At 62.2% G+C, this 22,626-nt stretch carries 17 protein-coding genes and 1 pseudogene; 16 read left to right on the top strand and 2 right to left on the bottom strand.

The window, feature by feature from the left end; translation table 11 throughout:
* Positions 1-19 precede the first annotated feature (19 nt).
* On the bottom strand, positions 20-2,020 hold the full coding sequence (locus RIdsm_RS27210; RefSeq protein WP_057817092.1) for an NADPH-dependent 2,4-dienoyl-CoA reductase: 2,001 nt from the start codon (positions 2,018-2,020) through the stop codon (positions 20-22).
* A gap of 126 nt (positions 2,021-2,146) precedes the next feature.
* Here RIdsm_RS27210 and RIdsm_RS27215 point away from each other — a divergent pair, with 126 nt between their 5' ends.
* The 11 genes and pseudogenes from RIdsm_RS27215 to RIdsm_RS27265 all read left to right on the top strand — a co-directional run bounded on the left by RIdsm_RS27215 (position 2,147) and on the right by RIdsm_RS27265 (position 15,010).
* Positions 2,147-3,328 carry an acyl-CoA dehydrogenase family protein gene (locus RIdsm_RS27215; RefSeq protein WP_057817094.1) on the top strand — a complete coding sequence of 394 codons (1,182 nt, stop codon included), beginning with the start codon at positions 2,147-2,149 and terminating at the stop codon, positions 3,326-3,328.
* Positions 3,325-4,104 carry an enoyl-CoA hydratase/isomerase family protein gene (locus RIdsm_RS27220; RefSeq protein WP_057817096.1) on the top strand — a complete coding sequence of 260 codons (780 nt, stop codon included), beginning with the start codon at positions 3,325-3,327 and terminating at the stop codon, positions 4,102-4,104. Before RIdsm_RS27215 ends, RIdsm_RS27220 begins: the two co-directional genes overlap by 4 nt.
* A gap of 9 nt (positions 4,105-4,113) precedes the next feature.
* Positions 4,114-5,274: an acyl-CoA dehydrogenase family protein gene (locus RIdsm_RS27225; protein ID WP_057817098.1), complete on the top strand. Its 1,161-nt coding sequence runs from the start codon at positions 4,114-4,116 to the stop codon at positions 5,272-5,274.
* A 27-nt stretch (positions 5,275-5,301) separates the two neighbouring features.
* On the top strand, positions 5,302-6,693 hold the full coding sequence (locus RIdsm_RS27230; RefSeq protein ID WP_057817100.1) for a phenylacetate--CoA ligase family protein: 1,392 nt from the start codon (positions 5,302-5,304) through the stop codon (positions 6,691-6,693).
* A complete protein-coding gene (locus RIdsm_RS27235; RefSeq protein ID WP_057817102.1) occupies positions 6,690-8,297 on the top strand; it encodes an acyl-CoA carboxylase subunit beta in 1,608 nt (535 codons plus the stop codon). The genes RIdsm_RS27230 and RIdsm_RS27235 overlap by 4 nt, the downstream gene beginning before the upstream one ends.
* A 61-nt stretch (positions 8,298-8,358) precedes the next feature.
* Positions 8,359-10,314 (top strand): acetyl/propionyl/methylcrotonyl-CoA carboxylase subunit alpha, encoded by a 1,956-nt coding sequence (locus RIdsm_RS27240; RefSeq protein WP_236553338.1) that lies wholly within the window; start codon positions 8,359-8,361, stop codon positions 10,312-10,314.
* A 4-nt stretch (positions 10,315-10,318) separates the two neighbouring features.
* A complete protein-coding gene (locus RIdsm_RS27245) occupies positions 10,319-11,278 on the top strand; it encodes a hydroxymethylglutaryl-CoA lyase (protein WP_057817106.1) in 960 nt (319 codons plus the stop codon).
* Positions 11,279-11,290: 12 nt separating this feature from the next.
* On the top strand, positions 11,291-12,205 hold the full coding sequence (locus RIdsm_RS27250; protein ID WP_057817108.1) for an SDR family NAD(P)-dependent oxidoreductase: 915 nt from the start codon (positions 11,291-11,293) through the stop codon (positions 12,203-12,205).
* Complete coding sequence (locus RIdsm_RS27255) at positions 12,205-12,999, top strand: citryl-CoA lyase (protein WP_057817110.1); 795 nt, start codon at positions 12,205-12,207, stop codon at positions 12,997-12,999. The genes RIdsm_RS27250 and RIdsm_RS27255 overlap by 1 nt, the downstream gene beginning before the upstream one ends.
* Positions 13,000-13,002: 3 nt before the next feature.
* A complete protein-coding gene (locus RIdsm_RS27260) occupies positions 13,003-14,166 on the top strand; it encodes an acyl-CoA dehydrogenase family protein (protein ID WP_057817112.1) in 1,164 nt (387 codons plus the stop codon).
* Between the two features lie 143 nt (positions 14,167-14,309).
* Positions 14,310-15,010, top strand: a pseudogene (locus tag RIdsm_RS27265) (SDR family oxidoreductase).
* Positions 15,011-15,183: 173 nt separating this feature from the next.
* On the opposite strand, the gene RIdsm_RS27270 reads toward RIdsm_RS27265, so the two are convergent.
* Positions 15,184-16,386, bottom strand: coding sequence for a CaiB/BaiF CoA transferase family protein (locus tag RIdsm_RS27270; RefSeq protein WP_057817114.1), 1,203 nt, complete (start codon positions 16,384-16,386; stop codon positions 15,184-15,186).
* A gap of 350 nt (positions 16,387-16,736) precedes the next feature.
* On the opposite strand from RIdsm_RS27270, the gene RIdsm_RS27275 reads away from it, so the two are divergent.
* From RIdsm_RS27275 to RIdsm_RS27295, 5 genes are read left to right on the top strand one after another with little or no spacing between them, the layout of a single operon-like run.
* The gene (locus tag RIdsm_RS27275) at positions 16,737-17,945 is read left to right on the top strand and encodes an ABC transporter substrate-binding protein (RefSeq protein WP_057817116.1); all 1,209 of its coding nucleotides are present in this window, start codon (positions 16,737-16,739) and stop codon (positions 17,943-17,945) included.
* Between the two features lie 27 nt (positions 17,946-17,972).
* A complete protein-coding gene (locus RIdsm_RS27280; protein ID WP_057817118.1) occupies positions 17,973-18,848 on the top strand; it encodes a branched-chain amino acid ABC transporter permease in 876 nt (291 codons plus the stop codon).
* Positions 18,845-20,713, top strand: a complete 1,869-nt coding sequence (locus RIdsm_RS27285; protein WP_057817120.1) for a branched-chain amino acid ABC transporter ATP-binding protein/permease — start codon at positions 18,845-18,847, stop codon at positions 20,711-20,713. The genes RIdsm_RS27280 and RIdsm_RS27285 overlap by 4 nt, the downstream gene beginning before the upstream one ends.
* A 3-nt stretch (positions 20,714-20,716) precedes the next feature.
* Positions 20,717-21,889: an acyl-CoA dehydrogenase family protein gene (locus RIdsm_RS27290; RefSeq protein WP_057817289.1), complete on the top strand. Its 1,173-nt coding sequence runs from the start codon at positions 20,717-20,719 to the stop codon at positions 21,887-21,889.
* Complete coding sequence (locus RIdsm_RS27295) at positions 21,886-22,593, top strand: ABC transporter ATP-binding protein (RefSeq protein ID WP_057817122.1); 708 nt, start codon at positions 21,886-21,888, stop codon at positions 22,591-22,593. Before RIdsm_RS27290 ends, RIdsm_RS27295 begins: the two co-directional genes overlap by 4 nt.
* Positions 22,594-22,626: the final 33 nt, after the last annotated feature.

The raw sequence follows: 22,626 nt of genomic DNA on the forward strand, positions 1-22,626 counted from the left end.
CCCTTGCGCGGGCTTCGGTTCAGAGACCCTGCGCCAGGCGCACGCCCTCATCAATGGCGCGCAGCGCATCCAGTTCGGCGGCCTCCTTTGCCCCGCCGATCATCGTAACCGGGACGCTGCGTGCGGTAAGCTCTTGGGCCAGGGCCCGTTCCGGTTCCTGACCGGTGCACAGCACAATTGTATCGGCTGCGATGACCTTTGGCATTCCGTCCGCGACGATGTGCAGCCCCGCGTCGTCGATATGTTCATAGGTCACCCCGCCCATGGCCTCGACCCCATGTTTGCGCAGCGCGTTGCGCAGGATCCACCCTGTCGAAACACCAAGCCCTGCACCGGGTTTAGCGGTCTTGCGCTGCAGCATGACGACCTTGCGGCGCGATGGCTTCGGTGCCAGAGGGTCGCCCGCCAGGGCACCCGAGGAGACAAATTCGGGGTCCACACTCCAGGTTTCGCAAAAGACGTCGGAATTGGCGGTCTCGGCGGGTTTGGTCACTAGGAACTCGGCCACATCATGACCGATGCCCCCCGCCCCCATCACCACGACACGGTCGCCCGCCTCGCGGTCACCGGACAGAATTTCGGCGTAGGTCGCGACGCTGGGATGGTCGATACCCGGCAGGTCGGGAATGCGCGGCGTGACCCCGGTGGCGATGACCACATGGTCAAATCCCTCAAGATCGCTCGCCTCTGCCCGCTGTCCCAGACGCTGCGTGACCCCGTGTTTCTGCATCTGACCGGCATAATACCGCAGGGTTTCGTCGAATTCGTCCTTGCCTGGTGCGGCGCGGGCCAGATTCAGCTGACCGCCCAATTTGTCCTGCGCTTCGAACAGGGTGACATCGTGGCCCAGCCGCGCCGCCTCGGCGGCTGTGGCCATGCCCGCGGCACCACCGCCAACGACGGCCACTTTCTTTGGGGTGTCGGTTGGCGTATCCCGGAATTCCGTTTCACGCCCGGCCCTTGGATTGACCAGACATCCGACCGGACGATCCGAAAAGATGAAATCCAGACAGGCCTGGTTGCAGGCGATGCAAGTGTTGATCTCGTCCGAGCGGCCCTCGCGCGTCTTTTTCACGAAATGCGGATCAGCAAGAAACGGTCGCGCCATCGAGATCATGTCCGCATCGCCAGAGGCAAGTATGTCTTCTGCAAGCTGGGGTGTGTTGATCCGGTTTGAGGCGACCACCGGGATCGACACGGCCGCTTTCACGTTGGCTGCCGCCTTGCGCCAGGCACCGCGGGGCACTGGGTAGGCGATCGTCGGCACGCGGGCCTCATGCCAGCCGATGCCGGTGTTCAGGATATCCGCACCCGCAGCCTCGATCTTGCGGGCCAGTGCGGCAATTTCATCGGCGGGCGCGCCGCCCTCGACCAGATCGGCCGCCGAAATCCGGTAGATGACCAGAAAGTCGGGGCCGCAACGTTCGCGCACCGCGCGCACGATCTCGACCGGGAACCGGTGGCGGTTCGCGGCGCTGCCGCCCCAGTCGTCTTGGCGCTTGTTGGTGTGGGTTACGGTGAACTCGTTGATGAGGTAGCCCTCGGACCCCATGATCTCGATGCCATCGAAGCCTGCAGCCTGCGCATTGGCGGCCGCCACGGCAAAATCCTCGATGGTACGGAGAATGTCGGCTTCGGTCATTTCACGCGGGATGAACCGGTTGATCGGGGCGCGGATCGGCGACGGGGCCACACACCCTTCGATCTTTGCATATCGCCCGGCGTGGAGGAGTTGCGCGCAGATCAGGCTGCCTTCGGCCTGCACCGCCTCGCAGATCGGGCGCAGGCCAAGCGCTTCTTCCGGATCATCGATTCGCGGACCTTCTGGATCGAATATACCCTCGGCATTGGGCGAAAACCCGCCAGTGACCAGAAGCGCCGCCTCCCCCCGCGCCCGCTCGGCGTAAAACGCGATCTGTTTGGCTATGCCGTCAGGCTCGGTTTCCAACCGCGTGTGCATCGACCCCATGATGACCCGATTTCGCAATGTATGCTGGCCTGCGCGGATGGGCGAGAGCATGGTCCCAAAGCTCTCCGTTGGCTTATTTTCCACTGTGGGCATCCTCCTCAAAACTACGCTTGATTTGCATTCTAACATTTGTTAGATTTTTGGAAAGATAATTTTCGCTTATGGGGAGGAGCACCGATGCAATTCCAGCCAACAGACGACCAGAAGGCGTTTCGCGACACCGCAAAGCGCTTCGCAACTGAAAAGCTTGCGCCCACATACCAAGAACGCGCCAACGGCCATACATTCGACCGTGCGCTGATCAAGGAGATGGGCGCACTGGGGCTGATCGGGGCCGATCTGCCCGAGGAATTCGGGGGACTCGGCGAAAGCTCTGTCACGTCAGGGCTGATCGTCGAAGAGATCGCCTATGCTGATTTCAACGCAAGTTACGTGCAGCTTCTGGGCTCTCTCATGGGAGGCATGGTTGCCAAACATGCCTCCAAGGACATCGCCTCGGAATGGGTACCCAAGGTTGTTTCCGGTGATGCTGTCATTGGTCTGGGCCTGACAGAGCCGCGCGGCGGGTCGGATGCGGCGAACCTAATTCTGAAGGCCGAGAAATCCGGCAACGGCTGGCGGCTGAACGGTGAAAAGACCTCCATGAGTTTTGCCAGCCAGGCGGATGCGGCGGTCGTCTTTGCCCGTACTGGCGATCCTGACGGCGGCTCACGCGGGGTCAGCGCCTTTTTCGTCGATCTGAACCAGGAAGGCATCAAGCGCACCCATTTTGACGACATCGGCACCAAGCCTGTCGGGCGCGGGTCGGTGTTCTTTGACGATGTTTTCGTGCCAGCCGAAAACATGATGGCGGAACAGGACCGTGCCTTTGGCACGATCATGGCGGGGTTCGACTATTCCCGCGCCCTGATCGGACTGGAGTGTCTGGGGGCCGCGCAGGCGTCGGTGGATGAAACCTGGGCCTACGTTCAGGAACGCGAGGCATTCGGGGCCCCGATCGTGCAGTATCAGGGTGTCAGCTTTCCCTTGGCCGAGGCCGAGACCCAACTGACCATGATGCGCCAGCTTTGCTATTACACGCTGGACCTGCGCGACCGTGGCCTGCCCCACACCTCTCAGGCCGCCATGTGCAAATGGTACCTGCCCAAAACCGCCTGCGAAATCCTTCACCAGTGCCTGATCCTGCACGGACATTACGGCTACACCACCGACCTGCCCCACCACCAGCGCTACAACGATGTGCTCGGCCTGCAGATCGGTGACGGCACCGCGCAGATCCAGAAGCTGGTGATCGCCCGCGAAAAGGTCGGTCGCATGGCGCTGCAGTATGACAAGAAGGCGAAGGGAGCCGCGAAATGAGCGACCCCATCCTCGTCACTTCCGAGGGCAACACCGGCATCATCGAACTGGCCCGCCCCGAGAAATTCAATTGCCTATCACTTGAGGTGCATGAGCGTATTTCTGTCGCGCGTGCGGAATTCGAGGCGAACCCCGCTATTCGGGCGATCCTCATCCGGGCGCAGGGCAAGCACTTTTGCACCGGTGCCGATCTGGTGGAAGTGAAAGGTAAATTGAACGATTCCGCCGCGCTGGACCATTTCATCGCCTTTGGCATGAACAACCTGCGTGCGCTCGAAACCTCCTCCCTCCCTGTCGTGGTGGCAGTGCAGGGGTTGTGTCTGGCCGGCGGGATCGAACTGATGCTGGCCTGCGACGTGTGCTTTGCGGCCGAAAGCGCCCAGTTTGGCGATCAGCATGCGCAATTCGGGCTGATTCCCGGTTGGGGTGGCTCGCAGCGGTTGACACGGTTGATGGGGCAGCGCAGGGCGCTCGACCTGATGTTCTCGGCCCGCTGGCTCAAGTCGGACGAGGCCAAAGAGGCCGGATTGGTCAACTACATCGTGCCGGATGCGGACCTGCACAAGTCTGCGCTGGAATACTGCGAGAAAATCGCCACCCGTTCACGTCCCGGCATCGCCGAGATGAAGCGGTTGGCGCGTGAAGGCGCGGACCTTGGTGTCGACCAGCAGATGCGGCTTGAGCGCGATGCCGCGGTGCGTGCGCTGCCCAGCGATGACGTGGCCGAGGGCCTCGACGCATTCGAGAACCGGCGCGCCCCCAGATTCAAGGCCTGAGGACAGCACATGGACTTTACTTTGAACGACGAACAACGCCAGATTTACGAGTATGGCGGCCAACTGGCGCAGAAGTTCGACAACGATTACTGGCTGAGACACGCGCGCAGGCACGAGTTTCCGCACGAAATGTTCCGCCAGATCGCCGATGACGGTTTCCTCGGCATCATGGTGCCCGAAGAATACGGCGGCGCGGGTCTTGGCATGACCGAAATGGCCCTGTTCATGGAGGGCACCGCCAATCACGGCATTCCGCTTTTGATGATGGTGGTCGGGCCGACCATGTCGCTGGCCCATATCGCCAGCCACGGGAGCGAGTTCCACAAGAAAGAACTGCTGCCGGCTGCCTGCCGCGGTGATATCCAATTCTGTTTCGCGATCACCGAACCGGGGGCCGGGTCGAACACGATGAAGGCCACTACGCTGGCCAAGCGTCGGGGCAACCGGTTCAGCCTGTCGGGCGAAAAGACCTTCATCACCGGGGCCGAAGTGGCCGACTACTGCCTCGTGGTGGCGCGGACCAAACCGCATACCGAGGTCAGCCGCAAGACCGACGGCTTTACCCTGTTTGCCGTCGACCTGAAGAAAAAGGGGGTCGACAAGCAGCGGGTAAAGATTTCGATCCCCCTGCCCGAGGAACAGTGGACCCTGTTCTTTGACGAGGTCGATCTGGGCCCCGAGGATGTGGTCGGCGAAGTTGACGAAGGATTCTCGATTCTGTTCGACAGCCTCAACCCCGAGCGTATCATCCTGGCCGCCCTGTGCTGCGGCATCGGCCGGTTCGCCCTGAACAAGGGCGTGGCCTATGCCTCCGAGCGCAATGTGTTCGGCCAACCCATCGGTGCGCACCAGGGCGTGCAGCACCCGATGGCCAAGGCGCACACAGCGGTCGAGATGGCCAGCCTGATGACCCGTCGCGCGGCATGGGAATTCGACAACAAGCTGCCTGCCGGTGCGTCGTCGAACATGGCGAAATATGCCGCCGCCGAAGCCGGGATCGAAGCGGTCGACGCGGCGCTTCAGGCGCATGGTGGATCGGGCTTTACCGAAGATACGGGGCTTTACGAAATGTACCCGCTGGTCCGCCTGCTGCGCACAGCGCCGGTGAACCGCGAACTGTGCCTGAGTTTTATCGGCGAAAAGGTCATGGGCCTGCCACGATCCTATTGATCGCCACGGCTTGGAACGGAGAACGACATGCAATTTGGAATGCGCTTCCGGCGGGAGGATGCCGCCGACAAGGTAAATGATCGCTTCTGGCACACGATCGAGGGCACGCCGCTCGACGAGGTGCGCCGTATTCAGGAAGAGCGGCTGCGCGATCAGATGGCGTATCTCAAGGCGAACTCGACCTTCTATCAGGAAAAGTTCGCCGAGGCCGGTGTGGACTTCGACGATATCCGCACCATCGAAGACCTGCAAAAACTGCCCTATACCTACAAGACCGAGATCCGCGAAAGCCTCGCCGCCGAGCCGCCCTTTGGCAAGCACCGTGCCGCGCCGATGTCGGAAATAATCCAGATGCAGGCCTCGTCGGGCACGACCGGCAGCCCCTCATATGTGGCCCTGACAGAATCCGACGCCGAGATGTGGCACGAGATGACAGCGCGCTGTTTCTTTGCCAATGGCGTGCGTCCCGGCGATATGGTGCTGCACGCATTTTCGCTCGCCAAGGGCTTTGTCGGCGGCATCCCGGTGATGCAGGGATTGCAGTACATGGGCACGATCGATGTGCCGGTGGGCGCCGATGGCGGTGCGGAACGGTTGTTGCGCGCCTGCGCCGACACCCGCCCGCGTTGCGTGGTCGGCGCTCCGAACTTTGTGCTGCACCTGGCTGAAAAGGCTCCCGAGGTGCTTGGCTGCAAGGCCAGCGAACTGGGTATCGAGCGCGTGATCGTCGGCGGCGAACCCGGCGGCGGCATTCCCGCAATTCGGGCAAAGATCGAAAAGGCCTGGGGTGCGAAATGCACCGAGATGCTGGGCGGCACCGATCTGGGCGTGACCTATTGGGCCGAGTGCGACGCCCAGTCGGGGATGCACATGGTCAACATGGACTATGTCATTACTGAATTGCTCGACCCCGAAAGCGGCGAAATCATCCCTTGGGAGAAAGGTGCCGAAGGAGAGATGATCTATACCGCACTTGGCCGACAGGCCAGCCCGCTGGTCAGGTTCCGGTCCGGGGACTATATCGAGGTCATCGACACCGAATGCTCCTGCGGGCGGACCGGACCCAAGATCCGTTGCACCGGCCGCACCGACGACATGCTGATCGTGCGCGGGGCGAATGTCTTCCCGTCGGCCATCAACAGCATTATTACCGAGATGGTTCCGGACACCAACGGCGTCATGCGCATCGTGGCCGATTTCGAGGGCCACACCACGCAGGGCGCGCTGACGGTTATTGTCGAACGCGGCCCCGATCGCGATCCGGCCGATGACGTCGCCCTCAAAAAGAAAATTGAGCAGCGACTGCGAGACTCCCTGGTCTTCAAGGCCGACGTTCACCTGGTTGCGGCCGACACTTTCGAAAAACCTGGCGCCGCTAAGGTCGCCTTCGTTCTCAGGAAATACCCAGACCTGCCATGACTAAGATGAAATCCCTTCTCGACACCGCGTCGGACGACTTCCGCGCCAACGACGTGTCTTACCGCGAAAAGGTCGATGAACTACATGCCCTCCGGCTCAAACAGCGCGTCGGCGGCCCCGAAATGGCGCGCAAACGTCATATGGACAAAGGCAAGATCCTGCCGCGCGAACGGATCGAACGGCTGATCGACCCGGGCACGCCCTTTCTGGAACTCGGCGAGCTGGCCGGGTTGAACAAATATGAAGGCGTGCCACCGGGCGCGGGCATCATCACGGGCATCGGTGTGATCGAAGGCCGTCAGTGCATGATCATCGCCAATGATGCCACCGTAAAGGGCGGCACCTATTTCGGCATGACTTCCCGCAAGCATGTGCGCGCCCAGAAGATCGCATGGAAGAACCGTCTGCCCGTCATCACCCTCGTGGATTCCGGCGGTGCCTTCCTGCCGGATCAGGAAAACATCTTTCCCGACGAAGGCCAATTCGGGTCCATCTTTCACCAACAGATCGGCATGTCGGGCGATGGTGTGCCGCAAATCGCCGTGGTCATGGGGCCCTGCACCGCGGGTGGTGCATATATTCCCGCGCTCTGTGACGAAGTGGTGATCGTGCGCGGTCAGGGCTTCATGTATCTGGGCGGACCGGAATTGACCTTTGCCGCAACCGGCGAAAAGGTCGAAGCCGAAGAACTGGGCGGCGGCAAGATGCATTCGTCCGTCTCCGGTGTGACCGACCATTTGGCCGAAGATGACGCCCACGCTCTGGCCATCACGCGCGAAATTGTCAGCCACCTTGGCGAAAAACCCCTACCCCGCAAGACGCCCGAAACGCCCCGTGCGCCCGCCTATCCGGTCGAAGAGATTTATGGACTCGTCAGCCGCGACCCCAAGGTGCCGACCGACAACCGTGAAATTCTTGCGCGGCTGTTGGACGACAGCGACTTTCATGAATTCAAGCCGCTCTATGGTGACACCATCATGACCGGCTGGGGCCGCATCCATGGCCACGAGGTCGGTATTCTCGCCAATACCGGCGTGCTCTTCGTTGAGGCCGCGTTGAAGGCGACGCATTTCATCAATCTCTGTGTCCAGCGCGATATTCCGCTGCTGTTCCTGGCCGATGTGAACGGCTTCATGGTGGGCCGCGAGGTCGAACAGATGGGCATCGCCAAGGCCGGCGCCAAGATGATCACGGCCATGTCTTCGGCCCGGGTGCCGAAATTCACAATCATCACCGGTGGCTCTTACGGGGCCGGATACCTGGCGATGCTGGGCCGCCCGTTCCAGCCGGACGCAATGTTCGCCTGGCCGACGGGACGGTCGGCGATCATGGGGCCGGAACAGGCCGCCAGCGTGCTTGCTCAGGTTCGCGCGCAGATCAACGAACGCGAAGGCAAAAGCTGGACCCCCGAGGAGGAGGAAGCGTTTAAGGCACCGATCCGCAAGGAATACGAGGATTTTCAGGGGGCTTACAATTTTGCGTCCAATCTTTGGATCGACAGCGTGATCGAGCCTTGTGAGACCCGTGACGTCATGGCGCTGATGCTGGATGTGACATCGCGCAGACCCAAGGTCGATACCAACTTCGGCGTGTTCAGGATGTGAGGAGCGAACCGTGAAAATCAAAACGCTTCTGATCGCCAACCGCGGCGAAATTGCCTGCCGGATCGCGCGCACTGCGCGGGCCAGCGGTATCACCCCTGTCGGCGTGCATTCGCAGGCCGACGCCAATGCCCTGCATGTCCGCAAGATTGGCAAATCTGTCTGTATCGGCGCCGGGCCTGCATCCGAGAGCTATCTGAAAATCGACGCGGTGATTGCCGCCGCGCAATCGGTGGGCGCGGATGCGATCCATCCCGGTTACGGCTTTCTGGCCGAAAACCCCGATTTTGCCCGTGCGGTCGAAGCCGCCGGCATGATCTTCATGGGGCCGACGCCGGAAACGCTTGAACGTTTCGGCGACAAGGCCAGCGCCAAAGAGGCCGCCGTGGCGGCCAGCGTCCCGGTGATTTCGGGCGCCGAAGGTGCGTGGTCCGATCCCGAGCAGATTGCCGAGGAGGTGCGCCAAATGGGCCTGCCGGTGCTGCTCAAGGCTGTCGGCGGCGGTGGTGGGCGCGGACAACGGCTCGTCTCCGACGAAACCACGCTGGTCGAGGACATCGAAGGCGCGCTGCGCGAGGCGAAATCCACTTTCGGCTCCGAAGGGCTGCTGCTGGAACGTTTCCTGCCCGAAGCACGCCATGTCGAAGTGCAGATTGCAGGCGACGGCAAAGGCCATGTGGTGCATCTGTTCGAACGCGACTGCACACTTCAGCGCCGCCACCAGAAGGTCATCGAGGAGGCCCCGGCCTGGGGCCTGTACCGTTCACTTTTGGGCGACATCGCGCATGACGCGGTCCGCTTGGGCGAAGCGCTCGACTATCGCGGTCTGGGCACGGTCGAATTTCTGGTTGCGGGGGACGAGTATTTCTTCCTTGAGGTGAATCCACGCATTCAGGTGGAACATCCCGTCACCGAAGCGATCACCGGGCTGGACCTTGTCGCGCTTCACCTGCGCATTGCCGAAGGCGCGGGCCTTGGACTGGTACAGGATGACCTCAAGATCAATGGACACGCGGTCGAGGCGCGGCTTTACGCCGAAGATCCGGCGATGCAATTCGCCCCGTCGACGGGTACGCTCACCACGCTCAGCTTGCCATCGGGCCTGCGTATCGACAGCGGCGTCGAGGAAGGCGATGCCGTCACGCCCTATTACGACCCGATGATCGCCAAGCTGATCGTGCACGCGCCCGACCGGGAAACCGCATTGGCACGTCTGGCCACGGCGCTTGATCATGTCGCGGTCGAAGGTGTCGAAACCAATCGCGCCTTTCTGACGGCGCTGGCGCGAAACCATGAATTCGAACGGATGCAGGTGCATACCCGCTGGATCGACGGCAGGCTGGATGAGCTGACACAGGCACCCGCCCTGAGCCGCCCCGATCTGTGGAAAGCGACCGCTGCCATTCTCTTCGTGACCCAGTCGCGCAGCGACACAAACGCCATTCCCTGGACCAACCGTGATGCCTTTACCGGCTGGCGGCTTGGCCTGGGCGACGATGCGATTGAAGCGGGGCAGCGCGTGGCGCTCACCGATTCTGACGAGGTATCCGAGGAACTGCGCATCGGCCCTGTCAAACCGGGTGCCAGATACACCGTCCATTCGGAAAACGGCGAGGCGCTGACACTGTCGGCACGTGAACTGACCCCGGGCCGTTGGCGTGTCGGCGAAGGCGACACCGTCCATCTGATCGACGCGCGCCTGCACGCGGGCGTGATCGAACTGGACACGCCCGAAGGCCGCCTGGTCTTTCGGCCCGCCGCGCCCCTTGCCTTTGCCGGCGGCGATGCTGTGGCGGATCGCGCCGTGACCTCTCCGCTGACCGGCATGATTGTCGAAATCAAGGTTTCCGACGGCCAAGCTGTCGCCGAAGGCGACGTGGTCGCGGTCATGGAATCCATGAAACTCGAAATCTCGATCCGGGCGGCCGCGGCCGGAATAGCCAGCAATATATCCGTCTCGAATGGGGACATGGTCGATCGCGGCCAGGTCATCGCCGAGATTCTGCCATCCGAGGAGTGATGAAATGAGCGACTTTCCCAAATTCGTCGAGTTTCGCGAAGAAGGCCCGCGTGAGGGTTTTCAGATCGAAAAGAAGATTTATCCGATCGAAGAGCGGATCGAACTGATCGACATGCTCAGCGAAACCGGTCTAAAGCGCATTCAGGTCGGCAGTTTCGTCAGCCCGAAATACGTGCCGCAAATGGCCGACACCGGCGAGTTGTTCCAGCGTATCAAGCGCAAACCGGGCGTGAACTACACATCGCTGTGGCTGAACGACAAAGGGTTTCGCAAGGCCCTGACCGCGCATGAGGTCGATATCGACCCGCGTCTGCTGTTCTATCCTTCCGAAGCATTCGCAAAGTCGAACAACAATAGTACCTCTGCGGAAATGCGGGAGAAGCAACGCGACTGGGTCCGTCTTTACAAGGAAGAGGGATATACGGTCGACGCGGCCTATGTGATGACCGCCTTCGGCTGCAACCTCGAAGGCCCCATCCCGCAAGAGCGCATCCTGGACGATTTCCGCTTTATCCTTCAGCTGTGCGAAGAAGAGGACATCCCCGTGCCGATCCTTGTGGTCGCCGACACCATGGGCTGGGGAAACCCCGAGGCGGTCAAACGGATGATCGGCGCCCTGCGCGAATTGGCGCCCGAGGCGCGCATCGGTATGCACATCCATGACACACGTGGGCTGGGGATCGCCAACGTTTATGCGGCCCTGTCGATGGGCGTGGACATGTTCGAAAGCTCCGTCGCCGGTCTTGGCGGCTGTCCTTTCGCGGGCCACGGCCACGCGCGCGCCGCAGGAAATGTCTGCACCGAGGATGCAGTGTTCCTGTGTCACGAACTCGGCATCGAAACCGGCATTGATCTGGACAAGCTGATCGCAGCGGCGGTCAAAGCAGAAGAGATCATCGGTGTGCCGCTCATGGGCCGGGTCATGCACACCGGCGGGTTGGACAAATACCGCAAGTCACGCTGAGGGAGCAAGAAGATGACAAAAGCACTTGACGGAAAGGTCGTTCTGGTCACCGGGGCCGGCGGTGGGATCGGGCGTGATATCGCCTTGATGGCAGCCGCAGAAGGCGCCGCCGTTGTGGTCAACGATCTGGGCGCGTCCCTCAAAGGCACCGGTCAGACCGAAACTGCGGCGCAGAAAGTCGTCGAAGAGATCAGGGCCGCCGGGGGCAACGCGATCGCCGATGGCGGCAACGTCACCGATCCGGACGCCGCGCGCGCGATGGTCGAGGCCGGGGTCAAGGAATTCGGCCGCATCGACGCGGTGGTGAACAACGCCGGCATCCTGCGCGACGGTTACTTCCACAAGATGACCTACGAGGATTTCGACGCGGTGGTGAAGGTCCATCTCTATGGCGCCTTCAACACCAGCCGTGCGGCGGCCGATTATTTCCGCGAACAAGAGGGCGGTGCTCTGGTGCACATGACCTCGACCTCGGGGCTGATCGGCAATCTGGCGCAGGCGAATTACTCGGCGGCAAAGCTGGGCATCGCGGCCTTCTCGAAATCGGTCGCGCTCGACCTGAAACGCTGGAACGTGCGGTCAAACTGCATCGCGCCCTTCGCCTGGAGCCGGATGATCTCGTCGATCAAGACAGACACCCCGGAACAAGTGGCACGGGTCGAAAAGATCAAGGAGATGACACCGGCCAAGGTTGCACCGATGGCCTGCTTCCTGATGAGCGACCGCGCGGCTGACGTGTCAGGGCAGATATTTGCGGTTCGCAAGAACGAAATCTTCCTGTTCAATCAGCCCCGCCCGGTGCGGTCGGTTCATTCCGGTGATGGCTGGACCGCCGATGAAATCGCCGAGCGCGCTATTCCCGCGCTCAAATCGCAATTCACGCCGCTCGAAGTTTCGGCGGACGTCTTTTCGTGGGATCCGGTCTGATGGGAAAACGCAAAGAAAAAATCAGCTCCGACATTGCCTGGAGCACCTCTGACAAGATCAGCGTGCGCGGGCTTGACCTGCCCAACGAGATCCTGGGCCACATGAACCTTGGCGATCTGGCGTTCCTGCAACTGACGGGCCGCAAGGCCACGCCCGAGGAAAGCCGGGTGTTCAACGCCATCGTCATTACCCTGGTAGAACATGGGATCACGCCTTCGGCTCTGGCGGCGCGGATGACCTACATGGGGGCACCGGAATCGCTTCAGGCGGCTGTGGCGGCCGGCTTGTGCGGGCTTGGCACCGTCTTTGTCGGCTCGATGGAGGGTGCCTCGAAGATGCTTTACGAGGCACTGCCGCCGGAAAAGCTGGGCACCGGTGTAGATCTGGATGCGCTGGCCGTCGATACGGTGGAAAAATTCCGCGCCCGCAAGATGATCGTGCCGGGGCTCGGACATCCGGTGCACAAGCCGGTCGATCCGCGCACCCCGCGCCTGTTCCAGATCGCTGCCGAGAACGACAAGTTCGGTGAATACATCGAGTTGATCCAGAAAATTCAGGCCGTTGCCGAAGAAAAATCGGGTAAGATGCTGCCGATTAACGCCACCGGGGCGATCGGAGCGATCTGCTGTGAATTTGGCTTCCCCTGGAAGATCGTGCGGGGCTTTGGCGTCATGGCACGCGCCATCGGCCTGGTCGGTCATATCCTCGAAGAGAGCGAAAACCCGATTTCCTATGAGCTTTGGCAGCGTGCCGAGCAGGAAATTCTTGAAACGTCGGGTCCGGGAGCGAAGTAACCGATGCAGACGTCAGCCCCAGACACTCACACCGATCTGCGCGACGCGCTTCGTGCGCTTTGCGCGCAGTTTCCGCCGGAATATCATCGCAAATTCGGCGAGGGTGAAACTTATCCCGAAGAGTTCGTCGACGCGCTGACCCGCGAGGGCTGGCTGGCGGCGATGATCCCCGAGGAATACGGCGGCTCGGGCCTTGGCCTGACCGAAGCCTCGATCATCATGGAGGAGGCAAACCGTTGCGGCGCCAATGCCGGTCACTTCCACGGGCAGATGTACAACATGGGCACGCTTCTGCGGCACGGCTCGGACGCGCAAAAGCAGAAATACCTGCCCGGCATCGCCAGCGGCGAGTTGCGCCTGCAATCCATGGCCGTGACCGAACCGACCACCGGGACCGACACCACCAAACTCAAGACCACGGCGGTGAAAAAGGGCGACCGCTATGTGATCAACGGCCAGAAAGTCTGGATCAGCCGCATCCAGCATTCTGACCTGATGATCCTGCTGGCACGCACCACGCCGCTGAGCGAGGTCAAGAAAAAGTCGCAGGGCCTGTCGATCTTCATGGTCGATCTGAAAGAGGCGATCGGCAACGGGATGGAGGTCCGCCCAATCGCCAACATGCCCGGCCACGAAACCAATGAAGTGTTTTTCGACAACCTGGAAATCCCCGCCGAGAACCTGATCGGCACCGAGGGGCGCGGATTTTACCATATTCTTGACGGGTTGAACGCCGAACGGACCCTGATTGCGGCGGAATGTATCGGTGATGGATACTGGTTCGTCGACAAAGCCCGCGCCTATGCCGGTGACCGCGTGGTCTTTGACCGTCCCATTGGCCAGAACCAAGGCGTGCAATTCCCTATCGCCAGGTCCTATGTGAACATCGAGGCCGCCAACCTGATGCGCTTTGAAGCCTGCAGGCGGTTCGATGCTGGGCTGGATTGCGGAGCACAGGCGAATATGGCTAAGCTGCTGGCTTCGGAGGCCAGCTGGGAAGCGGCCAATGCCTGCATCCAGACCCACGGTGGCTTTGGTTTCGCGCGCGAATACGATGTCGAGCGCAAGTTCCGCGAGGCCCGGCTGTATCAGGTGGCACCGATCTCGACCAACCTGATCCTGTCCTATGTCGCCGAGCATATCCTTGGTATGCCGCGGTCGTTCTGAGATGTTTCCGAGCGGGACTTGATCTCTGTTATGCGGGACGCAAGCCACATCCTTTTAAACTGCCGTCACAGCAAACTTAAAGGATGACCGACATGAAACGACTCCAGGGAAAGACTGCACTGATCAGTGGTGCGGCCAATGGCATGGGGGCCGAAGAGGCACGTATTTTTGCCGATGAAGGTGCTAAGGTCATCGTGGCGGATGTCGATGACAAGGGCGCAAAATCCGTGGTGCAGGACATCAAGGATGCGGGGGGCACCGTAATGGCGGTGTATCTGGATGTGTCCGATGCAGCCAGTTGGGAAAAGGCGATCGGTGAAGGGCAAAAGGCATTCGGCAACATCAACGTGTTGGTCAACAATGCCGGCATCGCTTTTCTGAAGCCGGTCCAGGACACGTCGGAAGAGGAATGGGACAAGATCTTCGCGATCAATGCAAAGGGGGTTTTCTCGGGACCAGGGCGGTTCTGGAAAATATGAAGGCCGCGGGCGTTGGGTCGATCGTCAATATATCGTCGATCTATGGTCTGGTCGGCGCGCCTTCGGCAGCGGCATTTCAGGCGACCAAAGGTGCGGTGCGACTGCTTACCAAATCGACGGCATCGGATTACGCGCCGTTCAACATCCGGGTGAATTCGATCCATCCGGGCGTGATACGCACCGCGATGACGGAAGACATGCTGGCTGATCCGGACGGTCAGAAGGAGATACTTGGGGCAACGATTATGGAGCGCCCGGCCGAGCCGAAAGAGGTAGCTTGGGCGGTGCTGTTTCTGGCTTCCGACGAGACATCCTACATGACCGGATCCGAAATGGTTGTCGATGGCGGCTATACCGCGCGGTGAAACGCGTGGAGCCGGAAGGCTGGAACAGTCGGGACCGGTTGGCCGCGAACCGATCCTGGCCAACTCGGCATCGGTTGACTTGGGCGCGAGTTTCCGACGGGCGTCGTGAAATCCATGAGCGAAGGGCACGACCGGCATCGAATACGGCTCACTTCATCCCTGGCCTGGTTCCGTCAGGTGTCGGCGCGCGGAGGGCGGATTTCGGACAGAACCTCCTCCGTGTGCTCGCCCAGCCGCGGTGGAAGACGGCGCACCCGGCCGGGGCTGTGCGAGAACTGGACCGGTATCCGGGGCGTCACGAGGGCGCCCTCTGTCGGGTGCTCGTGGCGCTCGAAATACCCGGTTTGAACCAGGTAGGGATCAACCAGCAGATCCTCCAGGCTGTTGGCCGGTCCTTTCGGCACGTCGGCCGCGTCGAACCGGCGGCGCCACTCGGCAGTTGTATTCCCCGCGATTGCCTCGGCGAGGATCCCATATAACGCGTCGATGTGATCGGTGCGCAACGCGGCTGTGGCAAATCGTGGATCGTCGCGCAGCTCGGGCCGGCCTATGGCGTCGAAGAGACGCAGCCACTGGTTGTCCATCGCCGCCATCACGCAGATGTGCCCGTCCTGCGTCGGATAAGGCCGACGATGAGGCGAGAATACCCGGCTGTAACCCATGCCCAGATCGGGTCGGTCGAGGGTTGCGCCGCAGAGATGCTCGATCAGGTTGAAGTTGACCATCGCATCCATCATCGGCACGTTTACCTGCTGTCCGTGGCCGGTGCGCTCGCGCCAGACGAAGGCCATCGCAATGGACGATGCCAGGATATACCCGCATAGTTTGTCCGCGATTACAGTGGGGTAATAGCGCGGCTCGCCGCTGGCCCGGGCCATAAGCCCGGCTACGCCGCTGGCACCCTGGATCACATCGTCGAAAGCAGGCCAGTCGCGGCGCTCGCTGTCCAGCCGGAAACCCGAAGCCGAGGCGTGGATAATACCGGGATTGACCGCGCGGATCGCCTCGTAATCAACGCCGAGGCGTTCGGCGGCACCGGGGCGCATCGAATGCACCAGCACGTCCGTCGAACGCACCAGATCAAGGAGCGCGACCCGCGCGTCGGGTTTTTTCAGGTCGAGCACGACCGAGCGTTTGTTGCGGTTTGCGTTGAGGAACAGTGCCCCCATCTTCGGGTTGCGCGACGGTCCCACCTGGCGTGTGTAGTCGCCGTCGGGTGACTCGATCTTGATGACGTCGGCCCCCATGTCGCCGAGGATCTGGGTCGCCACCGGCCCTAGCACGTTGACCGAAAGATCAAGCACCCTGTAACCGGCAAGCGGGCCGTCCCCCTCGGCTGGCTTCTGCGGTGATGGCTCCTGCGGCTGGCTGTCCATTTTTCTTTTCCTTTCGCGGTATCGCACCCTTCGAGCCAGCAATGCGCGCCGCAGTCCGGCGGTCAGCTGGCCCGCAACCCAAGGGCGCGGCACCGCAACCTTGCGGAAGCATCCCTGCAAGACCCACACTACTTCGGGAGCGGCTCGCGAAAGCGGTTCCGCAGGCCATTAGAACGGCGTCGCCATGAGCGCTCAACCGCTGCAGATCAAAAAACACATCTGTGCGCAAAAGGCCCGCCCGGCCCGGAGGTCTTGGCGCAGGCTGACCGCCCCGCTTACCCTAGGGCACCGGAGTCCTGCCATCGGTAGATGCCGCTTTCGGACTTGCGGGATTTTAGGGAGGAGCCAAAATGAACAAGTTTCTACAGGCCGTTGTCGGCCTGGGCGTCGCCATTGCGCCGCTGACGTCTTCACCTGCGCTGGCCCAAGCCGAAGAAATCGTGATACCGGCGATTGCCGCGATGTCGGGACCGGTCGCCGTGACCGGACAGGATGCGCAAAAGGGGATCGCAGTTGCCCTTGAGCACATCAACGCCGATGGCGGCGTCGCCGGTCGGTCGCTGAAGATCCAGCTTTATGACACACAGGGCAATCCCGGGGTGGTGCGCCAAGTGATGGAGCGGTTGACCCGCCTCGAGCGGGCTCCGATCATCCTTGGCTGCGAGATCAGCGCAGGCACATCGGCAGCGGCGCAGTTCGCCGAGCAGGCGCGGGTTCCTTACCTGAACTCGTCGGCGGTGTCGGCCGAGCTCCTCGAGCGCGGTTACAAATGGTATTTCTCCGACCAGATCACAGCCGATTCCGAGGCGTCCACGGTCGTGTCTTTCCTGGATCACCTCATGACACAAGGCGACGTCGTCCCGGCGCTGCTTTATGAAGACAGCCCGCGCGGCGCCGGAACCATCGAGCGGATCGAAGTTCTGCTGGAGGAGAGGGGCATCGAGATCGCCGCCAGCGCGCCGTATTCGCGCAGCGATCGCAACCTTCTGCCACCGGTCAAGCGGGTGCAGACGTCGGGTGCCAACGTGGTGATCTGGGCCGGCTACACCGAAGATGTGGTGACCGGGCTTCAGGCAATGCAGCAGCTTGACTTCAAACCCTACATTATCGGAATCGGCGGAGGCCCAGGTGATGTGCGCATCCCGCAACTTGTGGACAGGGACTTCATTGAGGACGTCAATCTCAGCACGGTGGACTACTTCAATCCCGACATGGACCGTGCCCAGCGATTTGTGAAGGCTTACGAGGAAAAGCACGGCATCGTTCCGTCCAGCTATGCGTCGATGTGCTACCGCGGAGCATACACGTTGAAGGCTGCGCTGGAGGAGACGCTTGAGGCAGGCCAGGATCTGACAGACGAGAACCTTCGCGCCGCCCTCCTTGAGATCGACATCCCCGGCAAGGAACTGATCTCACCTTTCTCTCGGATCAAGTTCGACGAACACGGCCGGAATGTCGGATCGCAGAATCTGATCGCGCAATGGAAGGAAGGCGGCACGAAAAAGGTCACGGTCTGGCCGCCAGAGGTGGCTGTGGAAGAGCCCAATCCTCTGAACTGATGCGAAAACTGGACGGGAGTGGTCAGGATGAGCGTTGAGCTTCTTCTTCAGGCGGCAGTTTCGGGGTTTCTGATGGGTGGCATCTATGCGCTCATCGCCCTGGCCCTGGCGCTGGTGTTCGGCGTCATGGGCGTGCTGAACTTCGCCCATGGCGACCTGCTCATGGTCGGCATGTACGGCGTAGTGATGGTCTGCGCCTCCACGGGCCTCTCGCCGTTCCTTGCGGGCGTCCTACTAGTGCCTGCCATGATGGCGATCGGATGGGCGGTCTTCGGGCGGCTCATCCGGCCGGTCGTCGGCTCCGCCCCTCTCGTTCAGGCGCAGTTGACCATCGGACTGTCATTCGTGATCCAGAGCGCGGCGTTGCTATGGTTCGGGGCCGACCTGTTCAACGTGAGGACCGAACTCGGAGCGTCGACAATCCATCTTGGCGCCATCGTGGTAAGCGTGCCGTTGCTGATAGGCTTCGTCATCGCCCTGGTGGCGTCGGGGCTGCTGGCCTGGTTTCTCTCGGCGACCGTCTGGGGGTACCGCGTCCGTGCCACGGCGGAAGATCCGGTGATGGCCCAACTGTGCGGCGTGACGGTGCAGCGCGTGCAGATGTGGGTCTTCGTCGGCGCGACGGGGTCGCTGGCGGTCGCCGCCGGCTGCCTGATGGGGTTCTATCATGTCACCCCGGTGGTGGGCCTTCAGTTCAGCGTTCTGTCTCTGATGATCGTGGTGCTGGGCGGTCTGGGTGATCTGCGCGGTGCGATGGTGGCGGCGCTGGTTCTCGGCGTGGCCGAGGCCCTGGCCGGCGCCATCTTCAACAGCGCATCGGCGCCGGCGGGGCTTTACATCTTGTTCGGCGCCGTGCTGCTTCTGAGGCCGCACGGCCTTCTGGGGCGGGGGGCGACGTTATGAGCGGCAAACCCGATACCGCGGCCGGCCTCAGTCGATCCCCGGCGGATGCCATAGCAGGCGCGCTGCGCAGCGAAGGTGCAGTCGCCATCCTGGTCATCTGGGTGGCGGTGGTGATCGCCTTCACCGTTCTGAACGCCTACTGGGTCAGCGTCGCGGTGATGATGCTCGTGTGGTGCTACCTCTGCACGGCCTGGAACCTGATCGGCGGCTATGTCGGCCAAGTCTCCTTTGGCCACGGGGCTTTCTTCGGTGTCGGTGCCTACTGCACCATCTACCTTGCAACCACCTATGGGATCAGTCCCTGGCTTGGGATGGTCGTCGGCATGGCCCTGTCGGTCGTTCTCGCGCTGGCGGCGGGTTACATTCCGTTCCGGAAAGGTCTCAGCCACCTCGTCTTTGCGCTCCTGACGCTTGCCCTAGCCTATGCGCTTTTCTATGGAGTGTCAGGGGTCAGAGCACTCGGTGGCACCAACGGCATGTTCATGCCGCTTGACGAGACCGGTCTTGCGGCCCTGCGCTTTAATGATCTCTGGCCCTTTCTGCTCGTCATCGCGGTATTCAACACCGTGCTCCTTCTCGTCCTGCAGGCGCTTCTGAATTCGCGCCACGGCTTCATCTGGCGCGCCACCCGGGACAACGAGGCCGCAGCGGCGGCGTCAGGCATCAACCTCTTCAGGTCCAAGCAGCTCGCCTTCGCCATCAGCGCTGCGGCGACCTCGGTGGCGGGCGGCTTCTACGCGCAGTTCGTGGGCTTCATAGACCCGCATTCGGTGCTGGGGGTACATGTAATCATTCTGATCCTGCTGTTCTCGGTTGTCGGTGGCACCGGAACACTTCTGGGGCCGGTCGTGGGCACCCTTGTGCTCTTCCCCCTGGGCGAGATCATGCGCGTGCAGTTGATGTCGCTTGGGGCTGGCGCGCACCAGTTGGTCTACGGGGCCGCCCTTGTCGCGGTGATTCTGCTTCTGCCGGGCGGGCTGATCGGGCAGTTGCGCAGGGCACTGGGCGGGCGATGGTTTTCCGGCTTCACCCTTGCCGTGCCGCATTCCGTCGCTGCCGGGCCGTTGCCTCGGCGCCACGCCGCCGACCTTGAGGATGGCGGGAAAATTCTCACCGCCGATGGCGTGGGCCGCGACTTTGGCGGCGTGACGGCACTGCAGTCGGTCGATCTCGAAGTCCGTCAGGGCGAAATCCTCGGCCTGATCGGCCCCAACGGCGCCGGCAAGACGACCTTCTTCAACCTGCTCGGCGGTTCCTTTCCGCCAAGCCGCGGCCGGATAACCCTGCTCGGGCAGCGCGTCGACGGGCTGGCCCCGCACGAATGCACCCAACTGGGCATCGCGCGCACCTTCCAGATCACGCAGACTTTCGCGTCCTTCACGGTGGCCGAGGCGGTGTTCACTGCCGCGCTTCCCGGCCGCTCCTTCGACGAAGCCCGCAGCATCGCAGGTCGGGTGCTTGTCCGCGTCGGGCTCGAGGCGCGCCGGGATGTGCCCTGTGCAGAGCTCACGCTGTCCGAGCGTCGTCGGCTGGAAATTGCGCGTGCCCTTGCAACGGGACCTTCTCTGTTGCTGCTCGACGAAGTCATGGCGGGGCTTACACCGACCGAGGTGACAAGCGTGATCACGCTCATCCGTGGCCTGCGCGCGGAAGGAATCACCGTGGTGATCATCGAGCACGTGATGCATGCGGTGATGGAGCTTTGCGACCGGATTGTGGTGCTCGATGCGGGCGCGGTGATAGCCGAGGGGCTGCCAAGCGAGGTCAGTCGGGATCCCCACGTGATCGAAGCCTATCTCGGCAAGCGCGCGCAGCAAGCCTCTGCCGCCGCAGCATCCGACAACGCCGACAACGGAGAAACCTGAATGATGATGTTTGATCTGCCCGAGGACGTCAGGGAAGTGCAGCAGATGGTGCGGCGCGTCGCCAACGAGCGCGTGGCGCCCCGCGCCCACGAAATCGACCGCAGCGGGGAGTACCCGCAGGACATGTTCGATCTGCTGCGCGAACTGGGGATGTTCACCTTGCCGTTTCCGGCCGAGCACGGCGGGATGGGAAGCCAGCTTGCCGCCTGCGTCGCGGTCGAGGAACTGGCGCGCGTCTGCTATAATACCGCCTATCTGCTGATCGTGCAGTGGGTCCCGTTCGGTGCGATCCTGTTCGGCGGTGACGAGGCCCAGAAGGCGCGCTTCCTGCCCGGCCTGGCCGATGGCAGCCTGCGGAGTGCGCTGGCGGTCACCGAGCCGCAAAGCGGATCGGATGTTGCCGGGATCCGCACCCGCGCTGTGCGCGAGGGCGACGCTTATCGCATCAATGGCCAGAAAATCTGGAGCACCAACTCGGCGGTCGCCGACTTTGTTCTGGTCGCGGCCAAGACCGGCGCCAGCGACAGCACCGGAGAGATCAACTTCTTCATCGTCGAAAAGGGCACGAAGGGCTTCGAGCTTGGCCGCAAGGAAGACAAGCTGGGCGCCCGGGGCGTGCCTTCGAACGCACTGCATTTCGAGGACATGATCGTGCCCGCCGCCAACCGGATCGGCCCCGAGGGCAGGGGCTTCAAGATCGTGATGGAAGCGTTCAACCAGTCGCGTCCGATCATCGGGGCACGCGGCGTCGGTCTGGCCCAGGGAGCGATGGAACTGGCGCGCGATTTCATCCTCGAACGGCAGGCCTTCGGGCAGGCGGTATCCGACTTCCAGGGCGTGCGCTGGATGATCGCCGACATGGCAACCGGAGTGGAAGCATCGCGGCTGCTGGTCTATCGCGCCGCCGCCCTGGTGGACGCCGGCAAGACAGGAACCGAACTGGCCGCGGCGGCCGCGATGGCCAAGCGGTTCGCCACCGACACCGCGATGCAGGTGGCCCAGGACGCCGTCCAGCTTTTCGGGGCGGCGGGCATCTCGAGCGAGGTTCCGATCAACCGCTACTTCCGCGACGCCAAGGTTCTGCAGATCATCGAGGGCACCAACCAGATTCAGCGCAACATCATCTCCAACACGATCCTGGGCCGGCCCCGCACATCTACTCGGGGCCCAAGATGAAGCTGTCGATCGAGTCTCTCGTCTCCGGTTACGGTCTGCTCGACGTGCTCCACGGTGTCAGCATCGAGATCGCCGAGGGCGAGGTCGTGGCTGTGATCGGGCCGAACGGCGCGGGCAAATCCACCCTTCTGCGCACGATTTCGGGCCTCGTGGCCGCCCGTTCCGGGACAATCCGCTACGATGGCAAGGAGATCGGCGGCCTTGCCGCCAGCGAGATCCCGCGCCTTGGCCTCGTTCATGTACCCGAGGCGCGGCACGTCTTCGGGTCGCTCACGGTCGAACAGAACCTGATCGTGGGCGCAAGTGCCGCATCCAACACGAAAGACCGGAAGAGCGCCCTTTCCGAGGTTTACGAACTCTTTCCGATGCTGAGCCAGAAGGCCCGCGAACTTGCCGGAGGGCTCTCGGGCGGTCAGCAGCAGATGCTGGCGATCGGGCGCGCGCTTATGTCCCGGCCCAGCATGATCATGCTCGACGAGCCGTCGCTCGGCCTCGCGCCTCTGGTGGTCGAGCAGATGTACGAGGCCCTCGACGGTCTTCGCCGCACCGGCCTGACCATTCTTCTCGTGGAACAGGATGTCTACATGGCGCTGGATTTCGCCAGCCGCGCCTATGTTCTGGAAAACGGGACAATCGCTCTCACCGGAGCCTCCGACGTCTTGCGCCACGACGATCACGTGCGCCGTTCGTATTTGGGAATCTGACCCGCCCTGTGTCCGCATTCCGCCTGCCATTCA

It is taken from the genome of Roseovarius indicus (genome assembly GCF_008728195.1).
GTDB classification, from domain to species: Bacteria; Pseudomonadota; Alphaproteobacteria; order Rhodobacterales; family Rhodobacteraceae; genus Roseovarius; species Roseovarius indicus.